We start from the raw sequence: 20034 nt of genomic DNA on the forward strand, positions 1-20034 counted from the left end.
CTTGCCGTGTGCGCAGGACAGCGCACACGAGCAAGGCGCGACCGAGCCTCCATGGACGGATTCACGGCGTCCCCCGCAACCGGACCCACCCCGCCTACCTACAGGAACCCCGCCGTTGCCGTTGCCGTTGCCGTTGCCGTTGCCGTTGCTGTTGCCGTTGCTGTTGCTGTTGCCTCCAGCAGGTGCAGGGCTGCAAGCCCTGCCGAACACCACCCCTACTTCAAACGCAGCAGCAGGCTGCCGCCCGCACATACCACCGCCAGCCAGGCCACGCCGTGCCACCCCCACTGCGCCAGCGCCAGGCTGCCCAGCGCACCACCGGCAGCCATGCCGATGAACATGCCGGTGAACAGCAACGCATTGAGCCGGCTGCGTGCCGGCGGCACCAGGCCATAGACCAGCGTCTGGTGCGCCACCAGCGCCGACTGGAAGCCGAAGTCGAACAGCAGCGCACTCACCACCAGCAGCGGCAGCAGCGCGGCGGCCGGCAGCCAGGACTCGGCCAGCAGCAGGCCGAAGCCCAGCAACGCCACCGCGATCGCCAGCCGCGCCACTGCATGGCAACCCAAGCGATCGGCGAATCGACCCGCAAATGGTGCGGCCAGTGCACCGGCCGCACCCGCAATACCGAACGCACCCGCCGCCGCACTGCCCAGGCCCAGACGAGCATGCAGCATCAGCGCCAGCGTCGACCAGAATGCACTGAAACCCACCGCCAGCAGCGACTGGCTGGCCACCGCACGGCGCAGCTGCGGCTGCTCGCGCCACAACGCCAGCAATGAGCGCAGCAACGCCGGATAGCGCAGCGTGCTGGTCGGTGCGAAACGCGGCAGCGCGCGCGCCATCACCGCACCCATCGCCGCCACTGATACTGCAGCAAGCACAAACTGCGTGCGCCATCCCCACGCTTCAGCCACCACGCCACTGACCACGCGCGACAACAGGATGCCCAGCAACAAGCCGGTCATCACCCGGCCGACGATCTGCCCGCGCTGCGCATCCGGTGCCAGCACCGCAGCGGCCGGCACGATGTCCTGCGCCAGCGTGGCCATCAGCCCGACCAGCAGGCTGGCCATCAGCAGGCCCGGCAGTTGCCCTGCCATCGCTGCAGCACCCAATGCCAGTGCCAGCAATGCAGATTTCAACAGGATCAGCTTGCGGCGGTCGAACCGATCACCCAGCGGCGCCAGCAGCAGGATGCCCATTGCATAGCCAAGCTGGGTCAGGGTCGGTACCAGGCCAGCGGCGCGCTCACCCGCGCCGAGGTCCTGGGCGATCAGGCCCAGCATCGGCTGGCTGTAATAGAGCGAGGCGACCGAGAAGCCGGCGCCGGCCGCCATTGCCAGCACCAGCGGGGTGGAGGGTGCAGTCGCGGGTGCGGCGGCGACGGACAGCGAAGGGGTAGACATGGGGGAGTCCGGTGGAAGAAGTGGACGTATCCTGCCCGCATTCGCCCAACGTCTGTAGTAGGCTGAAATACATATCATTCATACGCCCAACGCATGACCGAGCTCACCGCTGGCGCCGATCGCCTGGATCTGCTGCGCACCTTCCTGCGCATCGTCGATGCCGGCAGCCTGTCTGCCGCAGCCGCGCAGCTGGGCACCACCCAGCCAACGGTCAGCCGACGCCTGCAGGCATTGGAGCGGCAGCTCGGCCTGCGCCTGCTGCTGCGCTCCACCCATGGCCTGCAACTGACCGAGGATGGCCTGCGCTGCCAGCGCCATGCGCAACGCGTGGTCGACGAATGGGAGTCGCTGCAGGCCGAACTCCACGGCGAGCCGGAAACACTGCGTGGCCGTCTGCGGGTGATGGTGCCGCATGCCTTCGGCCAGGCGCAGCTGCTGCCGACCATGCTCGCATTCCTCGCCCGGCATCCGCAGCTGAGCCTGGAGTGGATCCTTGAAGATCGGCGTCCGGATTTCATTGCAGAAGGCATCGACTGCGCGGTGCGGGTGGGCCCGGTCGACGAACCGCGCATGGTCGCGCTGCCGCTGGCCGAAGTACCGCGCATCGTCGTGGCGGCGCCCTCGCTGGTGGACGTCACAGCGGTCGGTACGCCGGAACAGGCGCAGTCACTGCCGTGGATCTCGCTGGTCACCTACTACCGCGAACGACTGCTGCTGCATGACGCGCAGGGGCACGCGCATACCCTTTCGATCAGCCCGCGCCTGCTCAGCGACAACCTGTTCGTGGTGCAGCAGGCCGCATGTGCCGGGCTGGGAGCGGCCGTGGTCTCGGCCTGGCTGGTGGCCGACGACCTCGCACAGGGGCGGCTGGTGCAGCTGCTGCCGGACTGGCAGGCACCGCCACTGCCGGTACACGTGGTATTTCCCGCCGCGCGCCAGCAGCCGCCGCGGCTGCGCGCCTTCATCGATGCGATGAAGGCCGCACTACCGCAGCTGCACGGCATGCGGCCGGCGCCGCGCTAGGTCACCGGCCGCATCATCCACGCATGGCGTGGATCTACTGCTGATCGCGGGTATGGATGCCCGGACGGTAACCGGTAGATCCACGCCATGCGTGGATTCCGCCCCGCCGCACCATCAATTGGCCTTCGTCGCCTCGGCATTCCACGCCGCGACCTTGGCCTTGGTGTCGGCCAGCATCCTGTCCAGCGCGGCGCGGTCATACACGTTGCCGCGCAGGATCACGCTGTCGATCTTCTCGGTGGCAGCGATGTCCTGCAGCGGGTTGGCGGTCAGCAGCACCAGATCGGCGGCCTTGCCCTGCGCGACACCACCGTAACGGTCCATCTGGCCGAACCAGGCGGGGCCGGAACGGGTTGCGGCCGACAGCGCCTGCGGTGCGCTCAGGCCTTCCTTCACGAACAGCTGCAGTTCCTGGTGCAGGGCGATGCCCGGGAAGTTGAACGAATTGAGGAAGCCCGCATCAGTACCGGCAATGATCGTCACACCCGCTTCCTGCAGCAGCGGCAGCACGGCGGCCACCTGGTGGTACTGCGCGTGGCGCGCTTCGATCTGCGCCGGCGTCGCCTTCGCCGCGCGGTCCACGCGCCACTGGTAGGTCGCGCGCAGGCCCGGGCCGATGTAGGCCAGGTACGGGTCGTTGGCGTGGTCATCCTGGTCGAGGAAGTCGAGGATGCGGCCGCCGTTGAGGGTCGGGGTCACGAATACGCCGCGCTTGGCGAAATCACGGTAGGCCCGCATTGCGGTGTCACGGTCGAAGCTGGCGTCGAGGCGGCGGTTGGCTTCGGCACGGTCGATGCGGCCAGCTCCGAAGTCGGCGGCAATCTGCGCCTCGTCCTTGCTGCCGGCCTTGAACGCGTAGTCCAGGTGCTCGATCGAGGCCAGGCCGGCATCGACCGCCTGCTCCACGGTCAGCGCCATCGGGATGTGGCCCGACGCCTTGAATCCGGCCTTGCGCGCGGCACTGGCCGAGTACAGGAACAGTTCCGGCCTCAGCGTGCTGTCGGTGATCTTCACGAAATCGACCTTGTCGTGCTGCAGGCGGGCGATTGCCTTGTCGGCGTCGGCCTCGCTGCCCACTTCGATCGTGCCCTTCCAGACCGGCTTGATGCCTTCGATCTTCGCGCCGGAACTCAGCAGGCGCGGGCCGAACAGGGTGCCCTTGGCGATCTCGCCACGCCACTGCAGCACCTGCTCGGGCAGATCGCCAGAGCAGTCACGCACGGTGGTGATGCCGTGCGCGATGTACAGCGGCAGCAGTGCCTTGTTCTCTTCGATCAGCGCCGGGCCACCACCGAAGTGCACGTGCATGTCCCACAGCCCCGGGATCAGGTATTTGCCCTTGGCATCGATCTGGCGGGTCGCGCTCCACTGGCTGCGCAGCTGCGCGTCCGGGCCGACAGCGACGATGTCCTCGCCGCGGATCACCACGCTCTGACCAACCAGGGTACTGGCGTGCTCGACGTCGACCACGGTGGCATTACGGATCAGCAGGTCGGCGCGCTCGGCAGCAGATGCCGACAGCGGCGCCACCACAAGGAGGATGGCAAGGGACAACGGACGGGAACGGAACATGGACAGCATCCTGGTGGGCACGCCCAGCGTGCGGGTGGAAGGAGTTGCGGTTCAGCGCACCGCGCCGTGCTGGCGCAGCAGGGATTCAATTCCGGTATAGCCGCGCTGGCGCGCGTGTGCCAGCGGCGTTACGCCATCGCCGTCGGCCAGCTCCGGGTCGGCACCGGCCTCCAGCAGCAGCTGCACGATCTGCACGTGGCGCACGCCGCCATCGCCGAGCAGGATCGCTTCCAGCAGCGCGGTCCAGTGCAGCCGGTTGACATGGTCCACCGCCACGCCAGCCCGCAGCAGCGTGCGCACAGTGGCGACATGGCCGCGCTCGGCGGCGGGAATCAGCGCGGTGCCGCCATAGCGGTTGGTGCTGCGAAGATCGGCACCATGCGCCAGGGTCATCGCCAGGATCTCATCAAGGCCACGCGCGCCTGCGTACAGGTAGGCGCTGTCCTGCAACGCATCCTTGGCGTTGACGTCGGCACCGGCCTCGATCAGCTCGCGCGCGGCATCCACGTTGTTGCCATGCGTGGCCAGCAGCAGCGCGGTGCGGCCCTGTCCATCGCGCGCCTCCAGCGTGGCGCCCTCCTTGATCGCCTGTCGCACCGCAGCAGCGTCACCGCGGCTGGCAGCATCTCGCAGGCGGCCATCGACGTCGGCTTTGGACGTTGCGGTGCAGGCCGGGGTGACCATGGCCAGCAGGCACAACAGCAGCACGCGCGCGAACGGCGCACGCCAGCCAGGGGAACGATGGACGCGCATGACAGTGACTCCTCATGTCCGTCGCCACGGAGCACCGGGCGACGGTAGCAACAGCCGGGCATTGCCGGCCCCTGCCCTGCATGGTAGAAGTCGGCTTGGGTATCCAGAAGTGAAATGTTCAAATGCAAGACAGTGCCAAATCGAATAGAACCCTGTTCGAACTGGACCTGCTGCGGGCGCTGGTGATGGTGGCCGACTGCGGCAGCTTCACCACGGCGGCCACGCGCCTGCATTCGACACAATCCACGGTCAGCCAGAAGGTACGCCGGCTGGAGGAACTGGCCGGGCATCGCCTGCTCGAACGCGGCCACCGCGACGTTCACCCCACCGACGCCGGCCACACCCTGCTCGGCTACGCGCGGCGCATGCTCGACCTGAACGAGGAAATGGCACAGGCGCTGGCCGGCGCGATGGTGGAGACCGCCGTCCGCATCGGCGTGCCGGAGGACTTCGTCAACCCGCAGACCACCCGCATGCTGGCCGCCTTCAGCCGCCGCCACCCGCAGGTGAAACTGGAGATCAGCAGCGGCCTGAGCCGTGACCTGGCGCAGGGCTTCGACCACGGCGAGCTGGACCTGGTGCTGGTCAAGCAGCGCCGCAACAGCCGCCAGGCGGTGCATTGCCGGCGCGAGCCGATGCACTGGATCGACAGCCTGCGCAGCAGCTGCCTGCAGCAGGACCCGCTGCCGCTGGTCACCTTCCCGCCGCGAGGGCTGTACCGCGACGAGATGATCCACGCCGTGGAAGCGCTGGGCCTGCGCTGGCGCATCGCCTTCACCAGTTCGTCGCTCAGTGGCATCCAGGGCGCCGTGGCCGATGGCATCGGCATCAGCCTGCTGCCGCGCCGCGCGGTCAGCCGCGAGCACCGCATCATCGATGGCGAGCGTGAGCTGCCGGTGATCGACAACTACGAAATCGGCCTGCTGCACCGTGCCGATGCCGACGATGCCGTGCGCGCACTGGCCAGCGAGCTGTGGCGGCAGGTGCAACGCGAACCGGACTGACCACAGTAGATCCACGCCATGCGTGGATGAACTTCGCGCATCACGCATCGAAACATGATCAATCCGGCCGCACGGCCGGCAACATCGGCTCGTAGAGTGCCTGATGTTTCCGTGCCCCACGGCGCCTTGCCATGTCCGACGAAATCCCCACCCGTTTCGATCCCCTGCCCGCTGCCCTGCAGACGCATCTGCAGCACCAGCGTTCGCTGATCGCCGCGCGCGTGGCCGCCGGCTTTCCGACGTTGCCGGTGCAGTGGCCGCTGGCGGCCACCACCCTGCAGCGCGTGGTCGATGCGGAGCTGATCGATCGTGACGACTGCGACGGCTGGGAAGCACTGGGCGTGGCCTTCGGTGACACCCTGGCCCAGCGCGTGCCGGGCCTGGCCTGGATGCAGGTGACCGATGCCTGGGGCATCGACGCAGTGCTGCGCTATGCCGACAGCAGCCTGCAGATCGGTGCCAGCACGCTGCTGCTCAAGCGCGTCGAGCAGGGCGAGATCATCGACATCGCCCGTCTGCTGGCGTGGCTTGAGGAATTCGTCGCCACCCGCGCCGACGATTACGCCTGAAAGGTCGCCGAGCATGGCTCGGCACTACAGGGGGTTGCGCGGCCTGGATCTAGAGCCAGCGGCCGTCGACCACCACGCGGCGCTCCAGCGGCACCGCAGCCACGGCCGCCGGGCCGTGGTCGGCGCGCACCGCCACGAACGTAGCCGGCAGGCCTTCGGCAATACCGTAGCGCGGCAGGCCGATCACCTGCGCGGCATGGGTGGTGACCATGTCCAGCGCCAGCATCAGGTCGGCATCGGTGTAGAAGCCGGAACGGTAGCCCAGCAGCATCGCCCGCTGCAGCAGGTCGCCATTGCCATACGGCCACCAGCAGTCACGGATGTTGTCGTTGCCTGCGAACACGCGCACACCGGCATCATGCAGCGCGCGCAGCGGCGGGAACGGATGATCCCCCGGCGCGTTGCTCATGATCGCCACACCCGCGGTGGCCAATGCTTCGCCCACCTGCAGCGCGCGCGCCAGCGGCACGTCGCCCAGCGCATAGGCATGGCTGACCGCAACACGCCCCTGCAGGCCGGCAGCCCGTGTCCGCGCGGCGATGCGCAGCAGCTGGGCCAGGCCGGTTTCGCCCGGCTCGTGCAGATGGATGTCCAGCTGCACGCCGTAGTGCTCGGCCAGGCCGAACAGCAGCGCCAATTGGCCTTCGGCATCACCATCGAGCGTGGTCGGGTCGATGCCGCCGAGCACCTCCACGCCCGCGGCAAGCGCCTGCTCCAGCACCGCGGCGGAACCCGGACAGGACATCACCCCGGCCTGCGGGAACGCCACCAGCTGGATGCGCATGATGTCCGCACAGCGCAACGCCGCCTCGCGTACGGCTTCGAGATGGCCAAGCCCGGTGCTGGCGTCGATATCGACATGACAGCGCATCGCCACGGTACCGAAAGCACTGCACTGGCGGATCAGCGCCTCGGCACGGTCCACCATCGGTGCCGCACCCGCCACCGCCGCCTTCTCCACCGCCAGCCGCTCACGCAGGCTGTTCACCGGCTGGTGCGGGTGCCAACGGTCGCCGACAAAGCTCTTGTCGAGGTGGATGTGGCCGTCGACCAGCCCGGGCAGCACCGTGAAGCCCTGCAGGTCGACGTATTCCGCCCCGTCAGCCGGCGCGGCCTCGCCATTGAGGCCGCTGATGCGGCCATCACGGATATGGAAATGCAGCGGCGCACCCTGGCGGTCGACACCGCCGTGGATGAACTGGAGGGTCATCGGGAACTCCCGGAATGCCAAGACTGCCGCCATCGTGCGCCCCGCCGCCACCATCGGCCAACGAAATATCTGGATGGCACACATTCACCAGAACGATGATCACCCTGCGACAACCGGTCGCAGCCACGCCGTGCACAGCCCTGAACGGGTAACATGGGCGCCTGTTTCCGTTGTGATGCCGCATGGGCCCGTCCGACCGCCACGATCGCCTCCGCCGCTGGCAGGCCGCGTCCCTGCTTGCCGCCGCCCCGATCGCCAGCCTGTCCGCCACTGATGCTGCGGCCGCTGCGCCGCTGCAGTCGCCGCCGGGCCAGCAGCGCATCGCCCCGGCGGCACTGGTCGAGCGCCTGCACCAGCGCGTGCTGTCCGGGCAGAGCGCCACCGCCACGCTGGAACACTGGTGCGCCGAGCACGGCCTGGCCGAACAGGCGCGGGTGCGTGCAGTGCGCATACACGGCCAGGACAAGCCGGCCCCCGCCGACGTTCTGCAGTCGCTGGGCGCGACGCCGGGTACCGAACTGCGCTATCGCCGCGTACAGCTGGTCTGCGGCAGCCGCGTGCTGTCCGAGGCCGACAACTGGTACCTGCCCGGCCACCTCAGCCCGGCCATGAACCAGGTGCTGGACAGCACCGACGAGCCGTTCGGTCGCGTGGTCGGCCCGCTCGGTTTCCAGCGCCAGACCCTGGCTGACCAGACGTTCTGGCCGCCGCGGGGTGAAGGCGACCGCGGCGTGATCCTGGAAGTGCGCGCCCTGCTGCGCGACCGCCAGCAGCAACCTTTCAGCTACGTCATCGAGTCGTACCTCCAACAGGCGCTGCCGTAGCGCACTGCTGTCCCGGGCATGTCCCGCCGCTACCGACCCGTGATGGCGTTGGCGGCCGGGTCCACCGAAAACACGAAACGCCCGCCGTGCTGGTCCCTGCCCCACGTCATCGGTTCCGTGGTCAGGCTGTAGACCGGACTTGCCTTGTCCATGCCGATCGCCTCGGACCAGGCGCTGAAATCCTCATCGGTGCGGCTGCGGATCTCGCCGACACACAGGCTGTAGCCACAGGCAAAAGACACCAGCGTGCCGTCGCTGCCTATGAGCCGGGTCGCGGCCGTCCTGTAGAGCCGGGTCAGGTCCTGCACTTCCGGGTGGCCCGCCGCATCCTGCTCGAACTGGCTGATCGCCTGCGCAAAGGCGTTGTCTGAGCCCAGGATCACGTCGCTCTTTTCCGCCGACAGTGCTCCTTCAGTCAACAGCAAGCGCTCGCCCTCGAGGAAGTGTCCCTCCGGATCCGCAGGTCCTTGCCCGGCCGTCGCACGCGTCGATGCCGTTGGCACGCGCGCTGATCCAGCATCGGTCACTGCGTTGGAAAGAGACGGCACGGGCGCGGCACTGGCCGCCTCCGCAGCATCGTCCACACTGGCCGCCTGCTTGCTGCTGCAACCGGCAATGGCCAGCACGGCAATCACACTCCACACTCTGGCATCCATGCGCATCATCCTCCGGGTATCGCCACAGCATGCCACGCGCGCAGCGGCAGCAACGGTGCACTGCACAAAGAAAAGCCCGGCAATGCCGGGCCTTTCGTTCGCCTGCCGGATCAGCGGAACCGGTAATCCAGCTGCACCCAGTACTGGCGGCCGTACGGGTCGTAATTGCCGACCGGGTAGAACGGCCAGCCGCCTCCGTTCTTGTCCGCCGGCGGGCGGCTGTCGCGCAGGTTGTTGACGATCACGCCCACCGACAGGTTCTCGCCGAACTGGCGGAACACGCTGGCGTTGTACGTCATGTACGGCGCGATGCGGCCACTGCCATCGGTCTTCGGCAGCGAGCCGAAGCGGTTGCCGTACAGCGTGGTGGTCCAGTCACCCTGGTTCCAGGTGATACTGCCGTTGGCCTTGCTGCGCCACTGGTAGTCATCCAGCGAATTGCGGATGTCACGCTCCGGATCATCGGAGAACTGCCGGTATTTGTGCTCCAGCACCACCGTGTAGGCCAGGCGCGTGGTGAAGCGGCCATAACGGCCGGCATCGAAACGCCAGTTGCCCTTCAGGTCCAGGCCACGCACCGATTCGGAGGCGGCGTTGATCGGATTGATCAGCACACGGGTCACCTGGTCCGGCTGCACGGTTGCGTTGGACGGGTTGCGGATCACCCGAGACAGCGCGTCCTGGCACAGCGGTGAACCGATATCGCGCGCTTCGCCGCCCAGCGTGCGGCCCAGGCGGCAATCGGCCTCGTCACGCAGGATGCGGCTGGTATCGAGGCTGGTCACCTCGTTGTCGATGCGGATGTCGTAGTAGTCGGCACTGAAATCCAGGCCAGACAGCGGCGACCAGACCACGCCGAAGCCATAGGACTTGGCCGATTCCGGCTGCAGCTGCGCATTGGCGCGGTTGCTGTAGTCGATCGACAGGCCGTTGTAGTCACAGTTGTCGTACGACTGGCCTGCGGTGCGGCAGCGCCAGTAGTCGGTCATGCCCGGGTTGTAACCGCGCGTCTCTGTCGCGAACACATAGTTCATGTCCGGCGCCCGGAAACTGGTCGCCGCCGTACCACGGATCAGCAGGCTCTCGATCGGACGGAACTCGACGCCAACGCTCCAGGTCGCCTTGCCGATGTGCTCGCCACCCGCACGGTACTGGTCGTAACGGCCGGCCAGCGTGGTGGTCAGCGACTGCAGCAGCGGCAACTGCAGCTCCACACCTGCGGCGTAGCGGTCACGCTCGCCACCGGCGCCGACGCCTGCACTGGTGTTCCAGAACTCGCCGGTTCCCAGGCGCGGGTCCGGGCGGTTGCGGTAGCCCTGGCTGCCGGCTTCGACCACCGCTGCCAACGCAGCGTCGCCACCGGGCAGCGCGAACAGGCGGCCGTTGACGCTGGCGCTGAAGGTCTGCAGCCATGCCGCATTGCGGCTTTCCTGGTAGTCGGACAGGCCCTCGTATTCGTTTGGGGTCAACGGCTTGAACAGGCGTGCCGGGTCCGGCGCATAGACCTCAACGCCATTGCGTACGCCCAGCTTCGGACCAAGCAGGTATTCGTTGATGCCGGCCAGCAGCACCGGGCGGCGGGTGCGGTTCTCGTAACGCGAGCGGCTGTAGACCGCCTCATAGTCCCAGCCACTGTCACCGATCTGACCACGTGCGCCGACGTTGAACGACCACGAGTTTTCCAGGAAGCGGTTGGCATTGCGCGGCAGGCCGCCGATTTCCTCCGGCGCGAAGCGGCGGTACCAGCTTTCCAGATTGCCGGTGGTCTGGTTGTAGAAGTAGTTGCGGGCCGAGGTCCAGGTCGGCGCACGCGTGTTGTTGTAGATGCGCGCGCTGCCCACGGCGACATCAGCGAACAGGTCGGTGGTCTCGTTGACGTGGAAGGTCAACAGACCGTAGCCGTTGAGGTTGCGCTTCTGGGTCTGCACGGTCCAGTAGCTGGCGGCGGCCTCGTTGCTGCCGCAGTACCAGCCCTGGCGCGGGTTGTTGGCGCGGAACACGCTGCCGCCATAGATCTCCGACGCTGCGTCGCAGCCGCTGACGCCCGGATCGATGTTGCGGCCGGTGGCAGCATTGCGACGATAGGCGATCGCGGTCGCCTGCGGCGCCTTGCCGGCCGGGTCATCATCCAGCGAATCCATGAAGTCGCGCTGGCGCGCGTGGATCGCCTTGCGCACATCGAACTCGAAGCCGAACAGCGCATCCCAACGCTCGCCGGAACTGCCACCGACCACCTGCGCGCGCTGGTTGTCACCACCGCCCTGCTGGGTGCCACCGGCGCGCACGTTCACGTCCACACCCTCAAAGCGGTCCTTGAGAATGATGTTGACCACACCGGCGATGGCATCGGAGCCGTACACCGCCGACGCACCGGCCGCCAGGACCTCGATGCGCTCGATCAGCGCACTGGGGATGTTGGCCAGGTTGACCACGTTCACCGAGCCCTCGTAGGCCAGCGGATAGTCGGCCTGGCGGCGGCCGTTGACCAGCACCAGCGTGCGGTTCGGGCCCAGCCCGCGCAGGTTGATGGTGTTGGCGGCCGGGGTGAAGGTATTGCCGAAGTCCTCGCCCTGCACGTTGCCGGTGTTCTCGGTCAGCGCGCTCAGCGCATCGAAGGCATTGCGGTAGCCCTGTGCATCGATCTGCTCCCGGCTGATCACCGTCACCGGCGAGGGCCCCTCCACACTGGCGCGCGGAATACGCGAGCCGGTGACCTTCACTTCCTGCAATGTGGTGGGTGCGCTTTCCTGCGCGAAGGCCGGCAGTGAGACCAGCATCAGGGACGACAGTGCGAGCACCAGCGGACGCGGGCGCAGCGCCTTGTGGGAGGCGGACATGGGCTTCCTGGGGAGTTTGGCGGGTGGTGGTACGGGACAGCGGCCTGTGCGGCACATAACGATCCCGTAACGAAAGTGTCCTGAATGGGGGGGGTCAACGGAAATGACCAGGCCTGATGGCCTTATGCCTGAACCGAATCAGACCCGCAGTGCCATTCGCCACACTTTTGCAATGTTTTGAATGGTGTGGCGCCGCGGGCACGGCCATCGTGCCGGGGATGATGACCCCGTATCCCACCTCCCTCCTTCCCCCGTTGCGCCCGGTGCTGCGCCGTCACCTGCTGCAGCTGCAGGCCGCACCGGTCACCCTGCGCCCCTTCCAGCGTACCGACCTGCCGCGCTGGCGCCTGTTCGATGACCGCCGCCGGCGCGGCCGCCGTCACCCCGGCGACATCGACGAGGAGGCACGCTTTCTCGCCCACATGCATCGCTCGCGTCTGGAGCAGGACAACGATCAGCTGCTGCTGGGAGTGTTCGACGACGAACACGGCACGGTGCTGGATCAGCTGCATATCCGCCTGCAGTCGCTGCACGCGCGCAGTGCCGAGTTGCTGTCGCTGCAGCACTGGCACCCGCATACCGACGCGGCGCTACGGGCGCTGTGCCCGTTCCTGTTCGAGGATGTCGGCCTGCATCGCCTGTTCGTGATGCTGCCACCGGACTGCAATGACCCGTTCGCCACTGCGCTGCACGCCTTCGGCTTCGAGCAGGAAGGCCTGCTGCGCGACCATCATCTGGACCTGGAGGGCTGGCAGGATCGCCAGCTGCTGGCGCTGACCGCACCGGTCTGGCGAAGCCACCAGCAGCCCCAGGGTTAGCGGACCCGCTCCAGCGAGTCGCCTGCGCCGGTCAACACCGAGCAGGCGTGGTCCTGCAGCTCTTCAGCGCTGGCCTCGTTGCCGGTGCCGGCGTCCACACGGGTCGCCAGCAGAATGAAGTCCGGGCCGCCCTGCACTGCGTCCCGGCCGGCCACGACCAGGCTCCACTGGCCCACGTCGTCCACGCCAGCGAGGTCATAGGCCAACAGATTGAGCGGATTGGCGGTCAGTTCCGCGCCCGGCAGCAGGCGGGCCTGGTACTGATGGCCGCGCAGCAGCACCGGCAACGGTGCCCAGCGGCTGCCGAGGGCGGCAGCATGCGTGTCCAGCGCCTGCAGCACGTCGGCACGCAGGCAATCCACATGGATATGCAGCTGGTGCTGTGACCGGCCGTGCGGCGAGTTCAAGGCCAGGCTGGCGACGTTGCGCGGCAGCGGTTGCCGCAACGCCTGTTCGGTGTGGCTGCGTGCCTGCCAGGCTGCAGCGAAGTAGTTCGGTGCACCACGCTGGTACAGGCGGCGGTTCTCGATACCGCTGACCTTGTCCAGCGGCATCAGCAGGAACTGGTAGTCGCCGTGCGCGTCCTTGACCAGCACATCGCGGCGATCCGCGGCCGTCTCCACGCGCAGGCAGTCGCCGCGTGGACCTTCGGCGCCCTGGCAGTCACGTTCGATCAATCGCCATAACGCGTCGGAATGGGCCGGCGGCGGCGGCGGCGCGCTGGCGCAGGCGGACAACAGCAGCAGGGACGGCAGCAGGGACGGCAGCAGGAAGGGGCGCAAGGACACGGAAACGACTCACGGAGCAGGCACGGCAGACAGCGCCGCGCTGCATTCTAGCCAGTGCGAAGCTGCAATCAGTAGGTGCCGAACGGCACTTCAACCACGATCGGTGCCTCGCCCTCACCCGCCTGCAGGCTGTAGCGATCCAGCGCGCCGTCGTCATCGGCGTGCGGCTGGCGCTGGAAATGCAGCGGATAGCGAATGTCCCCCAGGCGGACGGCGCTGCCGTCGGCCTCCAGCGCGGCACCTTCGGGAATCAGCAGCCCGCCCAGGTCGCTGTAGGCGCCAGGCACATCGGCGAAGCTGTAGTCGGCCAGCTCGTCCACCCGCTGCATCGCATAGACGTGCGGCACATAGGGACGTGCCGGGCTGCGGCCATTGCTCAGGTCGGTCACCCAGGCCTGCGGCAGGTGGTACTGCTCGCGCAGCGCGGCCACGCCCAGCGAGGGGCTGGCCACCTGCAGGCAGCACACCGCGCGCTTGCCCTCACGATCGAGGATGGCGAATCGGTCACCGCGGGTGGCCGCCTGCGGCAGCATGGCAAACGCCAGATTGCGCTGCGCAGGCGCGTAGCCCGCTTCAGTCTGCAGGTTGCGCCAGGCGCCGAATACCGGGGATTCGACCGGCACGGGTTCCGGATCGGCAGCGCAGGCGGCAAACGCCACGCCCAGCAACGACAACGCCAGCGCCGTCATCGTCTTGTCCTTGCCGCGGAAACTGCCTGCCGTCATACCCTATCCAACACCTGCGCCGGAAAGGCCCGGCCTGCCCACTGGCGTACTGCCAGCCATTCCTCCCACTATGCAATGACCACGCTGTGCCGGCAATGACCGGGGCGCTGACGCCTTTCGCACGCTCGGTGCTATCGTTCCCGCCATCTTCCCCTGCGCAGGAGCGCTCGCATGTCCGCATTCCGTCTGTCCCTGTTGCTGCCGGCCTCTGCCCTGCTGCTGTCGGCCTGCGTCAGCACCCCTGGCCCGGAAGTCAAAGGCAGCGGCCGTTGTGACGCCAGCCAGCTGGGCTGGGCGATCGGCCAGCCCGCCAATGAGCCCAACATCCGCCGCCTGTCCCGCGAGAGTGGTGCCGGCCTGGTCAACCCGATCGGCCCCAGCACCATCACCACCAAGGACATCCGCCAGGACCGCCTGCGCGTGTTCGTGGACAAGGACAACGTCATCACCGCCACCCGCTGCGAGTAAGCGCCGCCTCAGTTTTTGTAGAGCCGAGCCCACGCTCGGCTGCTCTGCGGCCGGGCCACGCGAGAACCCGAGTCGAGCATGGCTCGACTCTACACTTCAGGGTTCGGTATAGCCGGCGCAGTCCGGCAGCGCCTGGTCCGGGTGGAACATGCCCTCGCGGAAGTGGAACAACCGCGTATAGGTGCGCGCCGGATCCTGCTCGGTGCGCAGGTCTTTCTTCTTCAGCGGCCCCTTGGCCAGCGAATCCTCGAAGCGCGAAACACCGGCCGGGAACCGGGTCGCCACGGTCTGGTAGCGCAGCACGGGCATGCCCTGCCCTGCTGGATCCAGCGCCAGCTTCGCCGAGAAGCCGTATTCGTCGTGGCAGGCACCCGCGCGCTGTTTCACGTCCTGCTCGCTGAAACAGGCGCGGATCATCGCATTGCCCAGCCATGGCACGGTCAGCACGTCGTCGTCCACCTGGATGTCGTCCTGCAGGTGGCGTACGCGTGCCAGCTGCAGCGTGGACGCGTCAGCACCTCCACCGGAGTACATGGCGCTGAACGTGACGATGCCACCCACCAGCACATTCTGGCGGGTGCGCTGCTGCGGGTCGGTCACTGTTTCATCGCTGCCCACGCCCGGGGCCAGGCGCACGATCCACGGCCACAGCGACAGCTCGCTTTCCTGCGACACGTCGATGCTGACGTGGTAGGTGTGAGGCTTGCCCTGGCCCGGCCCCTTCTCAAGCACTTCCAGCACGGTCGGCCGGTCACCCTCCTCGGCGACCGGCTGCACGCGCACGCACCAGTTGCCGTCCCGCGTGCAGTCATAAAGCCCCGACGGCCCAGTCTCACTCGCGATCAGTACCTGTCCCAGCGGCTCTATCACGTTGCCGGCGGCATCGCGCTGCTGCGGCAGGATCGAGCCCTGGGCCAGCACCAGCACCGGGGGAGCCAGTAGTGCAACGCACACGATCGTGCGGACAACGATGGTGGGCATGGAGGAGATTCCTGCTCGTGGAATCCAGATGGTAGCGCAGGAGTAACAGGACGATCGCGACCTGTCAGAACGGCGCTCCCAACTACGCCCCGCCAGCAGTCCGGAGAATGGCCGGAGGAGCGAAGCCGTCATCAGTTGGCGACTCGAAATTCTCACCATCCCAGCTTGCTTGACTGATCCACTCCACAGCCTTTTCAGCGAACTCAGCGAAAGTCGGAGCGAGAAGGTACTTGGTGTCTTCATCCGCACCAAAGGCAATCACCTGTCCTTCAGCACCGCCAATGTCGGGATCGAAATCCAATCCCATGTGATTGCCGCCACCATCGTGAGTCAGCGGTATCCAACGCGCATTGGTGTACATCGGCTTCACCACCCCCGCGGGACTCGACTTCATGAACTCCGCGCACTCCTCGTTCATGCCGTCGGCCTCGATCTCACGCCAACCGTGCCACTGCCGCCTGATCTCCACGGACGAGAGCATCTGACTGCCGAACAGAAGCCCAACCCCATCCTGCCCATCGTGAATCATCAGCAGCTGCCTTAGCAGATCTGGCAAAGCGACTCCAAGCTGAGCCTCCAGTTCAACCAACTCGCTTTCGGAGGCTCCCGGCCGCAACTGCACTTCATCCAGACAACTCTTCTCATGAAGCGACGCTTTGATGGACGCCCATATCTGATCTGCACTCTGCATTGGTTCTGTATCCGTCTCGGCCAAGACCTCAGCCTAGTGCCAACCCGATCAGTGCGGAATGCAAGAAATCCGAATTTTCGGAGAGTACGCCGCTAGTGCCCACTACAGTCGCAGCTCCCCCAGCCCTTGGCTTTCGACGTCTGGCCGATGCCGGGATTGAACGTATTGCTCGGGTCCAGCTGCTTGTAGAACCCGGCCAGCGCCGGCTTGGCCGGATACAGGTGGCCGACATTGTGCTCGGCCGGGTACTCGGCACCCCGCTGGTCCAGCAATGCCCACATCGCATGCTCGATCGCCATCGGGTCTTCGCCTTTGCGGGCGATGTAGTCCTGGTGGAACACGTGGCACAGGAAGTGCCCGTAATACAGCTTGTGCAGCAGGCGGCCGTCGATATCCGCCGGTAGCTGTTCGAACCAGTCGGCGTCGTCACGTCGCAGCGCGATGTCCAGCGCGACGATGTCCTGCACCTGGTCACGATGCACTTCACGGTAGCGCACTGCGGCACCGGCCACGGCAAAGCGATGCAGGAACGCCTTGCGCCCCTCCTCCGCCGTGCAGTGGAAATAGCCGCCTTCGTGGCCAGCGAAGAAATCGCGCAGCCAGGCTTCGGTTTGCGCTGCGTCCTGCGCGGACACCTTCAGCAGCAGGTGATGCTCATAGCGCTGGCGGAACTCACCCATGCGCTTGGGCAGGTGCGAGGGCAGCAGGCCCGTCAGCACCTGCATCACACGGTCGGTCACGCCGCGCAGGCCCAACCGCTCGAACCAGCCATCGACACGGCTCTTCAACGCGAACGCCGCGGGCACACGGGAGGTGCCGAGGCGATCGATCAGCAGGAAGCTGTCCTTGCCGTAGCGCTCGCCGATGTCATAGGCATCGCGGTGAATGTACTCGCCCGCGATCGGCAGGCGCTCGAAGCCGGTCAGCAGCTGGCGACGGATCGCGGTGAGGCTGTCGGTGCGATTGCTGCCGATATAGAAGACCTCGGCAGCCTCTTTTTCGAAGGTGTCCAGGCGCACCGCGAACACCGCCAGCTTGCCGGCCGAACCGGCCGCTTCGAAGTGGCGGCTGGGGTCGGCGTTGAAACGCGCCGGCGTATCGGCATCGACCTTGCGCACTTCCTCGGCATAGCGGGGATCGGAGGCCGCGCGGCCGTTGCCATCGCCAACATCCGCCGCGCTGTAGTCGCCCACCTGCAGGCGCTGCAGGATCTGCTCGGGCGTATCACCCAGCGCGATGCCCAGATGGTTGACCAGTTGCAGCTGGCCATCCGCATCGACCTGCGCATACAGCGCCAGCTCGGTATAGGCCGGGCCACGGCGCACCAGCGCGCCGCCGGAGTTGTTGCAGATGCCGCCCAGCACCGACGCACCGATGCAGGACGAGCCGATCACCGAATGTGGTTCGCGGCCGAGCGGTGCCAGCGTCTGCTCCAGCCGGTCCAGCGTGGCGCCGGGCAGGCACAGCACCTGGCGGCCTTGGTTCAACAGCTGGATACCGGTCAGGCGCAGCGTGCTGACCAGCACGATCGGCCGCCCGTAGTCGTTGCCATCCGGGGTCGAGCCACCGGTCAGGCCGGTATTGGCCGCCTGCAGGATGATCGCCGCCCCACCCTGCACCGCTGCCTGCAGCACGCGCCACAGTTCCAGCAGCGTACCCGGGCGCACTACGGCCAGCACCGGGCCGTCGCCGAAACGATAGCCACGGCGGAAGCGGCGCGTGGCCTTGTCGCCGGTCAGTACATGGCGGTTGCCGACCGCGTCGCGCAACTGCGCCAGCACGGCATCGTGGCCACTCACGGCAGGCTGACCAGCGAATCGCGGCCGATGTCGGCGATGCGGCGCGCGCCGGTCAGTGTCATCGCCACGCGCATTTCCTTGGCGATCAGGTCCAGCAGGTTGGCCACGCCGGCCTCGCCCTGGGCGGCGAGCGCATAGACGAAGGCACGGCCCAGCAGCACGGTGTCGGCGCCCAATGCCAGCATGCGCACCACGTCCAGGCCGGTGCGGATGCCCGAATCGGCGAGGATCTTCAGATCACCCTGCACGGCATCGGCAATCGCCGGCAGTGCGCGCGCGGTGGACAGCACGCCGTCCAGCTGGCGGCCACCGTGGTTGGAGACCACGATGCCATCGGCACCGAACTTCACCGCGTCACGCGCATCATCCGGGTCGAGGATGCCCTTGATCACCATCGGCCCCTTCCAGAACTCGCGGATCCATTCCAGGTCCTTCCATGAAATGGACGGATCGAAGTTGCTGCCCAGCCAGCCGATGTAGTCCTCCAGCCCGGTCGGGTTGCCACGGTAGGTGGAGATGTTGCCCAGATCATGCGGGCGGCCGAACAGGCCCACGTCCCACGCCCAGTGCGGATGGGTGATGGCCTGGCCGATACGGCGCAGCGAGGCATTCGGGCCGCTCATGCCGGAGTGCGCATCGCGGTAGCGCGCGCCCGGCACCGGCATGTCCACGGTGAACACCAGCGTGGTCACGCCCGCGGCCTGCGCCCGCTCCAGCGCGTTGCGCATGAAGCCACGGTCGCGAAGCACATACAGCTGGAACCACATCGGCCGCTGGATGGCCGGTGCCACTTCCTCGATCGGGCACACCGATACGGTGGACAGGGTGAACGGGATGCCGCGGCTGTCGGCCGCGCGCGCTGCCTGTACTTCACCGCGCCGGGCATACATGCCGGTCAGCCCAACCGGCGCCAGCGCCACCGGCATTGCCAGCTTTTCGCCGAACAGCTCGGTTTCCAGGCTCAGGTCGGACATGTTGCGCAGGATGCGCTGGCGCAGCGCGATGTCGGACAGGTCGGAAACGTTGCGCTTCAGCGTGTGCTCGGCATACGCGCCGCCATCGATGTAGTGGAACAGGAACGGCGGCAGCCGGCGTTGCGCTGCGGCACGGTAATCGGTGGAGGCGGAGATGATCATGGGGTCAACCGTGTGGGGAAGGTAGACGCGAGGCCCGCGCACGCCGGGCTTCGTTGTCATCGAGGGTGCGCAGCGTGGTGTGCACGAACTCGAGGTGGGCATGCGCGGCGGCGCGCGCGCGTTCGGGGTCGCCGGCCAGCACCGCGTCCATCATCTCGCGGTGCTGGTCGGACAGCGGCGAGAAGGTCCTCGCCGAGGTGTAGAGCTTTTCACGGCTCTGCGAGATGTTGGTCTGCAGCAGCTCGAACAGGCCGCGCATCACCTGCAGCAGCACCAGGTTGTGCGAGGCCTCGGCGATGGACAGATGAAAAGCCGCGTCGGCCTCCGCTTCGCCGGTGGGGTCGTCCTTGCCGTGCGCGTCCATCATGGTCTGGAAGGCCTGCGCGATGCGCGTGCGGTCCTCGTCGGTAGCGCGCAATGCGGCATGCCAGGCGGTGGCACCTTCCAGCGCGTGGCGGATCTCCAGCACGTCGAAGCGGTATTCCGGGTCGCCCTGGAACAGCGGCAGGTACGGCGCCAGCGGTTCATCCAGCGCCTGCCGCGCGCGCGCCGCAGGTTCGGCTACATAGGTGCCGCCACCGACGCGTGCGGTCAGCAGGCCCTGGCTGGCCAGCTGCGCGATGGCTTCGCGCAACGCCGTGCGCGAGACCCCCAGCTGCACCGCCAGGGTGCGCTCGGCCGGCAGCCGGTCACCGGGCTGCAGCTGTTGTTCATGCACCAGGCCGCGCAACTGTGCGGCCACCTTGTCGGAAATGCGTTGCGTGCTCATGG

19 protein-coding genes are annotated in these 20034 nt (G+C 67.3%); 6 read left to right on the forward strand and 13 right to left on the reverse strand.

The genetic code is table 11. The features are described from left to right. Nucleotides 1–215: 215 nt before the first annotated feature. Nucleotides 216–1409: an MFS transporter gene (locus tag G5A07_RS18520; RefSeq protein WP_191863776.1), complete on the reverse strand. Its 1194-nt coding sequence runs from the start codon at nt 1407–1409 to the stop codon at nt 216–218. 93 nt (nt 1410–1502) lie between these two features. On the opposite strand from G5A07_RS18520, the gene G5A07_RS18525 reads away from it, so the two are divergent. After that, complete coding sequence (locus tag G5A07_RS18525) at nt 1503–2432, forward strand: LysR family transcriptional regulator (RefSeq protein ID WP_191863777.1); 930 nt, start codon at nt 1503–1505, stop codon at nt 2430–2432. A gap of 114 nt (nt 2433–2546) precedes the next feature. On the opposite strand, the gene G5A07_RS18530 is transcribed toward G5A07_RS18525, so the two are convergent. Together G5A07_RS18530 and G5A07_RS18535 are read right to left on the reverse strand one after the other, a co-directional pair. Beyond that, a complete protein-coding gene (locus tag G5A07_RS18530) occupies nt 2547–4004 on the reverse strand; it encodes an amidohydrolase family protein (RefSeq protein ID WP_191863778.1) in 1458 nt (485 codons plus the stop codon). Between the two features lie 51 nt (nt 4005–4055). After that, nucleotides 4056–4757, reverse strand: a complete 702-nt coding sequence (locus G5A07_RS18535) for an ankyrin repeat domain-containing protein (RefSeq protein ID WP_171954449.1) — start codon at nt 4755–4757, stop codon at nt 4056–4058. A gap of 122 nt (nt 4758–4879) precedes the next feature. Between G5A07_RS18535 and G5A07_RS18540 the strand changes: the two genes are divergently transcribed. Continuing rightward, nucleotides 4880–5761 (forward strand): LysR substrate-binding domain-containing protein, encoded by an 882-nt coding sequence (locus tag G5A07_RS18540; protein WP_134958859.1) that lies wholly within the window; start codon nt 4880–4882, stop codon nt 5759–5761. Nucleotides 5762–5892: 131 nt separating this feature from the next. Next, nucleotides 5893–6330, forward strand: coding sequence for a DUF3806 domain-containing protein (locus tag G5A07_RS18545; protein WP_191863779.1), 438 nt, complete (start codon nt 5893–5895; stop codon nt 6328–6330). Between the two features lie 49 nt (nt 6331–6379). On the opposite strand, the gene G5A07_RS18550 is transcribed toward G5A07_RS18545, so the two are convergent. Continuing rightward, complete coding sequence (locus G5A07_RS18550; RefSeq protein ID WP_191863780.1) at nt 6380–7540, reverse strand: amidohydrolase family protein; 1161 nt, start codon at nt 7538–7540, stop codon at nt 6380–6382. Nucleotides 7541–7722: 182 nt separating this feature from the next. Between G5A07_RS18550 and G5A07_RS18555 the strand changes: the two genes are divergently transcribed. Continuing rightward, on the forward strand, nt 7723–8364 hold the full coding sequence (locus tag G5A07_RS18555; RefSeq protein ID WP_010485079.1) for a hypothetical protein: 642 nt from the start codon (nt 7723–7725) through the stop codon (nt 8362–8364). Nucleotides 8365–8393: 29 nt separating this feature from the next. Here G5A07_RS18555 and G5A07_RS18560 read toward each other — a convergent pair whose 3' ends face one another. Both G5A07_RS18560 and G5A07_RS18565 read right to left on the reverse strand, forming a co-directional pair. Then, complete coding sequence (locus G5A07_RS18560; RefSeq protein ID WP_191863781.1) at nt 8394–9020, reverse strand: hypothetical protein; 627 nt, start codon at nt 9018–9020, stop codon at nt 8394–8396. 110 nt (nt 9021–9130) lie between these two features. Then, entirely contained in the window at nt 9131–11857 is a 2727-nt protein-coding gene (locus G5A07_RS18565; RefSeq protein WP_019337892.1) for a TonB-dependent receptor, read from the reverse strand. 218 nt (nt 11858–12075) lie between these two features. On the opposite strand from G5A07_RS18565, the gene G5A07_RS18570 reads away from it, so the two are divergent. Beyond that, nucleotides 12076–12675 (forward strand): GNAT family protein, encoded by a 600-nt coding sequence (locus G5A07_RS18570; RefSeq protein ID WP_109815089.1) that lies wholly within the window; start codon nt 12076–12078, stop codon nt 12673–12675. On the opposite strand, the gene G5A07_RS18575 is transcribed toward G5A07_RS18570, so the two are convergent. Together G5A07_RS18575 and G5A07_RS18580 are read right to left on the reverse strand one after the other, a co-directional pair. Then, nucleotides 12672–13463 carry a CDP-diacylglycerol diphosphatase gene (locus G5A07_RS18575; RefSeq protein WP_191863782.1) on the reverse strand — a complete coding sequence of 264 codons (792 nt, stop codon included), beginning with the start codon at nt 13461–13463 and terminating at the stop codon, nt 12672–12674. The genes G5A07_RS18570 and G5A07_RS18575 overlap by 4 nt on opposite strands. 68 nt (nt 13464–13531) lie before the next feature. Further along, the gene (locus G5A07_RS18580; RefSeq protein WP_010485068.1) at nt 13532–14188 is read right to left on the reverse strand and encodes a hypothetical protein; all 657 of its coding nucleotides are present in this window, start codon (nt 14186–14188) and stop codon (nt 13532–13534) included. Between the two features lie 171 nt (nt 14189–14359). On the opposite strand from G5A07_RS18580, the gene G5A07_RS18585 reads away from it, so the two are divergent. Beyond that, entirely contained in the window at nt 14360–14656 is a 297-nt protein-coding gene (locus tag G5A07_RS18585) for an I78 family peptidase inhibitor (protein WP_010485066.1), read from the forward strand. 96 nt (nt 14657–14752) lie between these two features. Here the strand turns inward: G5A07_RS18585 and G5A07_RS18590 are convergent, their stop codons facing one another. The 5 genes from G5A07_RS18590 to lldR all read right to left on the reverse strand — a co-directional run bounded on the left by G5A07_RS18590 (nt 14753) and on the right by lldR (nt 20032). Continuing rightward, entirely contained in the window at nt 14753–15637 is an 885-nt protein-coding gene (locus G5A07_RS18590; protein ID WP_191863783.1) for a hypothetical protein, read from the reverse strand. Nucleotides 15638–15719: 82 nt separating this feature from the next. Further along, the gene (locus tag G5A07_RS18595; protein ID WP_049452740.1) at nt 15720–16328 is read right to left on the reverse strand and encodes an SMI1/KNR4 family protein; all 609 of its coding nucleotides are present in this window, start codon (nt 16326–16328) and stop codon (nt 15720–15722) included. Between the two features lie 92 nt (nt 16329–16420). Further along, nucleotides 16421–18127 carry a D-lactate dehydrogenase gene (gene dld / locus G5A07_RS18600; protein WP_191863784.1) on the reverse strand — a complete coding sequence of 569 codons (1707 nt, stop codon included), beginning with the start codon at nt 18125–18127 and terminating at the stop codon, nt 16421–16423. Next, the gene (lldD, locus tag G5A07_RS18605) at nt 18124–19263 is read right to left on the reverse strand and encodes an FMN-dependent L-lactate dehydrogenase LldD (RefSeq protein WP_010485059.1); all 1140 of its coding nucleotides are present in this window, start codon (nt 19261–19263) and stop codon (nt 18124–18126) included. The genes dld and lldD overlap by 4 nt, the downstream gene beginning before the upstream one ends. A gap of 4 nt (nt 19264–19267) precedes the next feature. Then, entirely contained in the window at nt 19268–20032 is a 765-nt protein-coding gene (gene lldR, locus G5A07_RS18610) for a transcriptional regulator LldR (RefSeq protein WP_029379987.1), read from the reverse strand. Nucleotides 20033–20034 lie beyond the last annotated feature (2 nt).

This window comes from Stenotrophomonas sp. AS012628 (assembly GCF_010608305.1).
Taxonomy (GTDB): Bacteria; Pseudomonadota; Gammaproteobacteria; order Xanthomonadales; family Xanthomonadaceae; genus Stenotrophomonas; species Stenotrophomonas geniculata.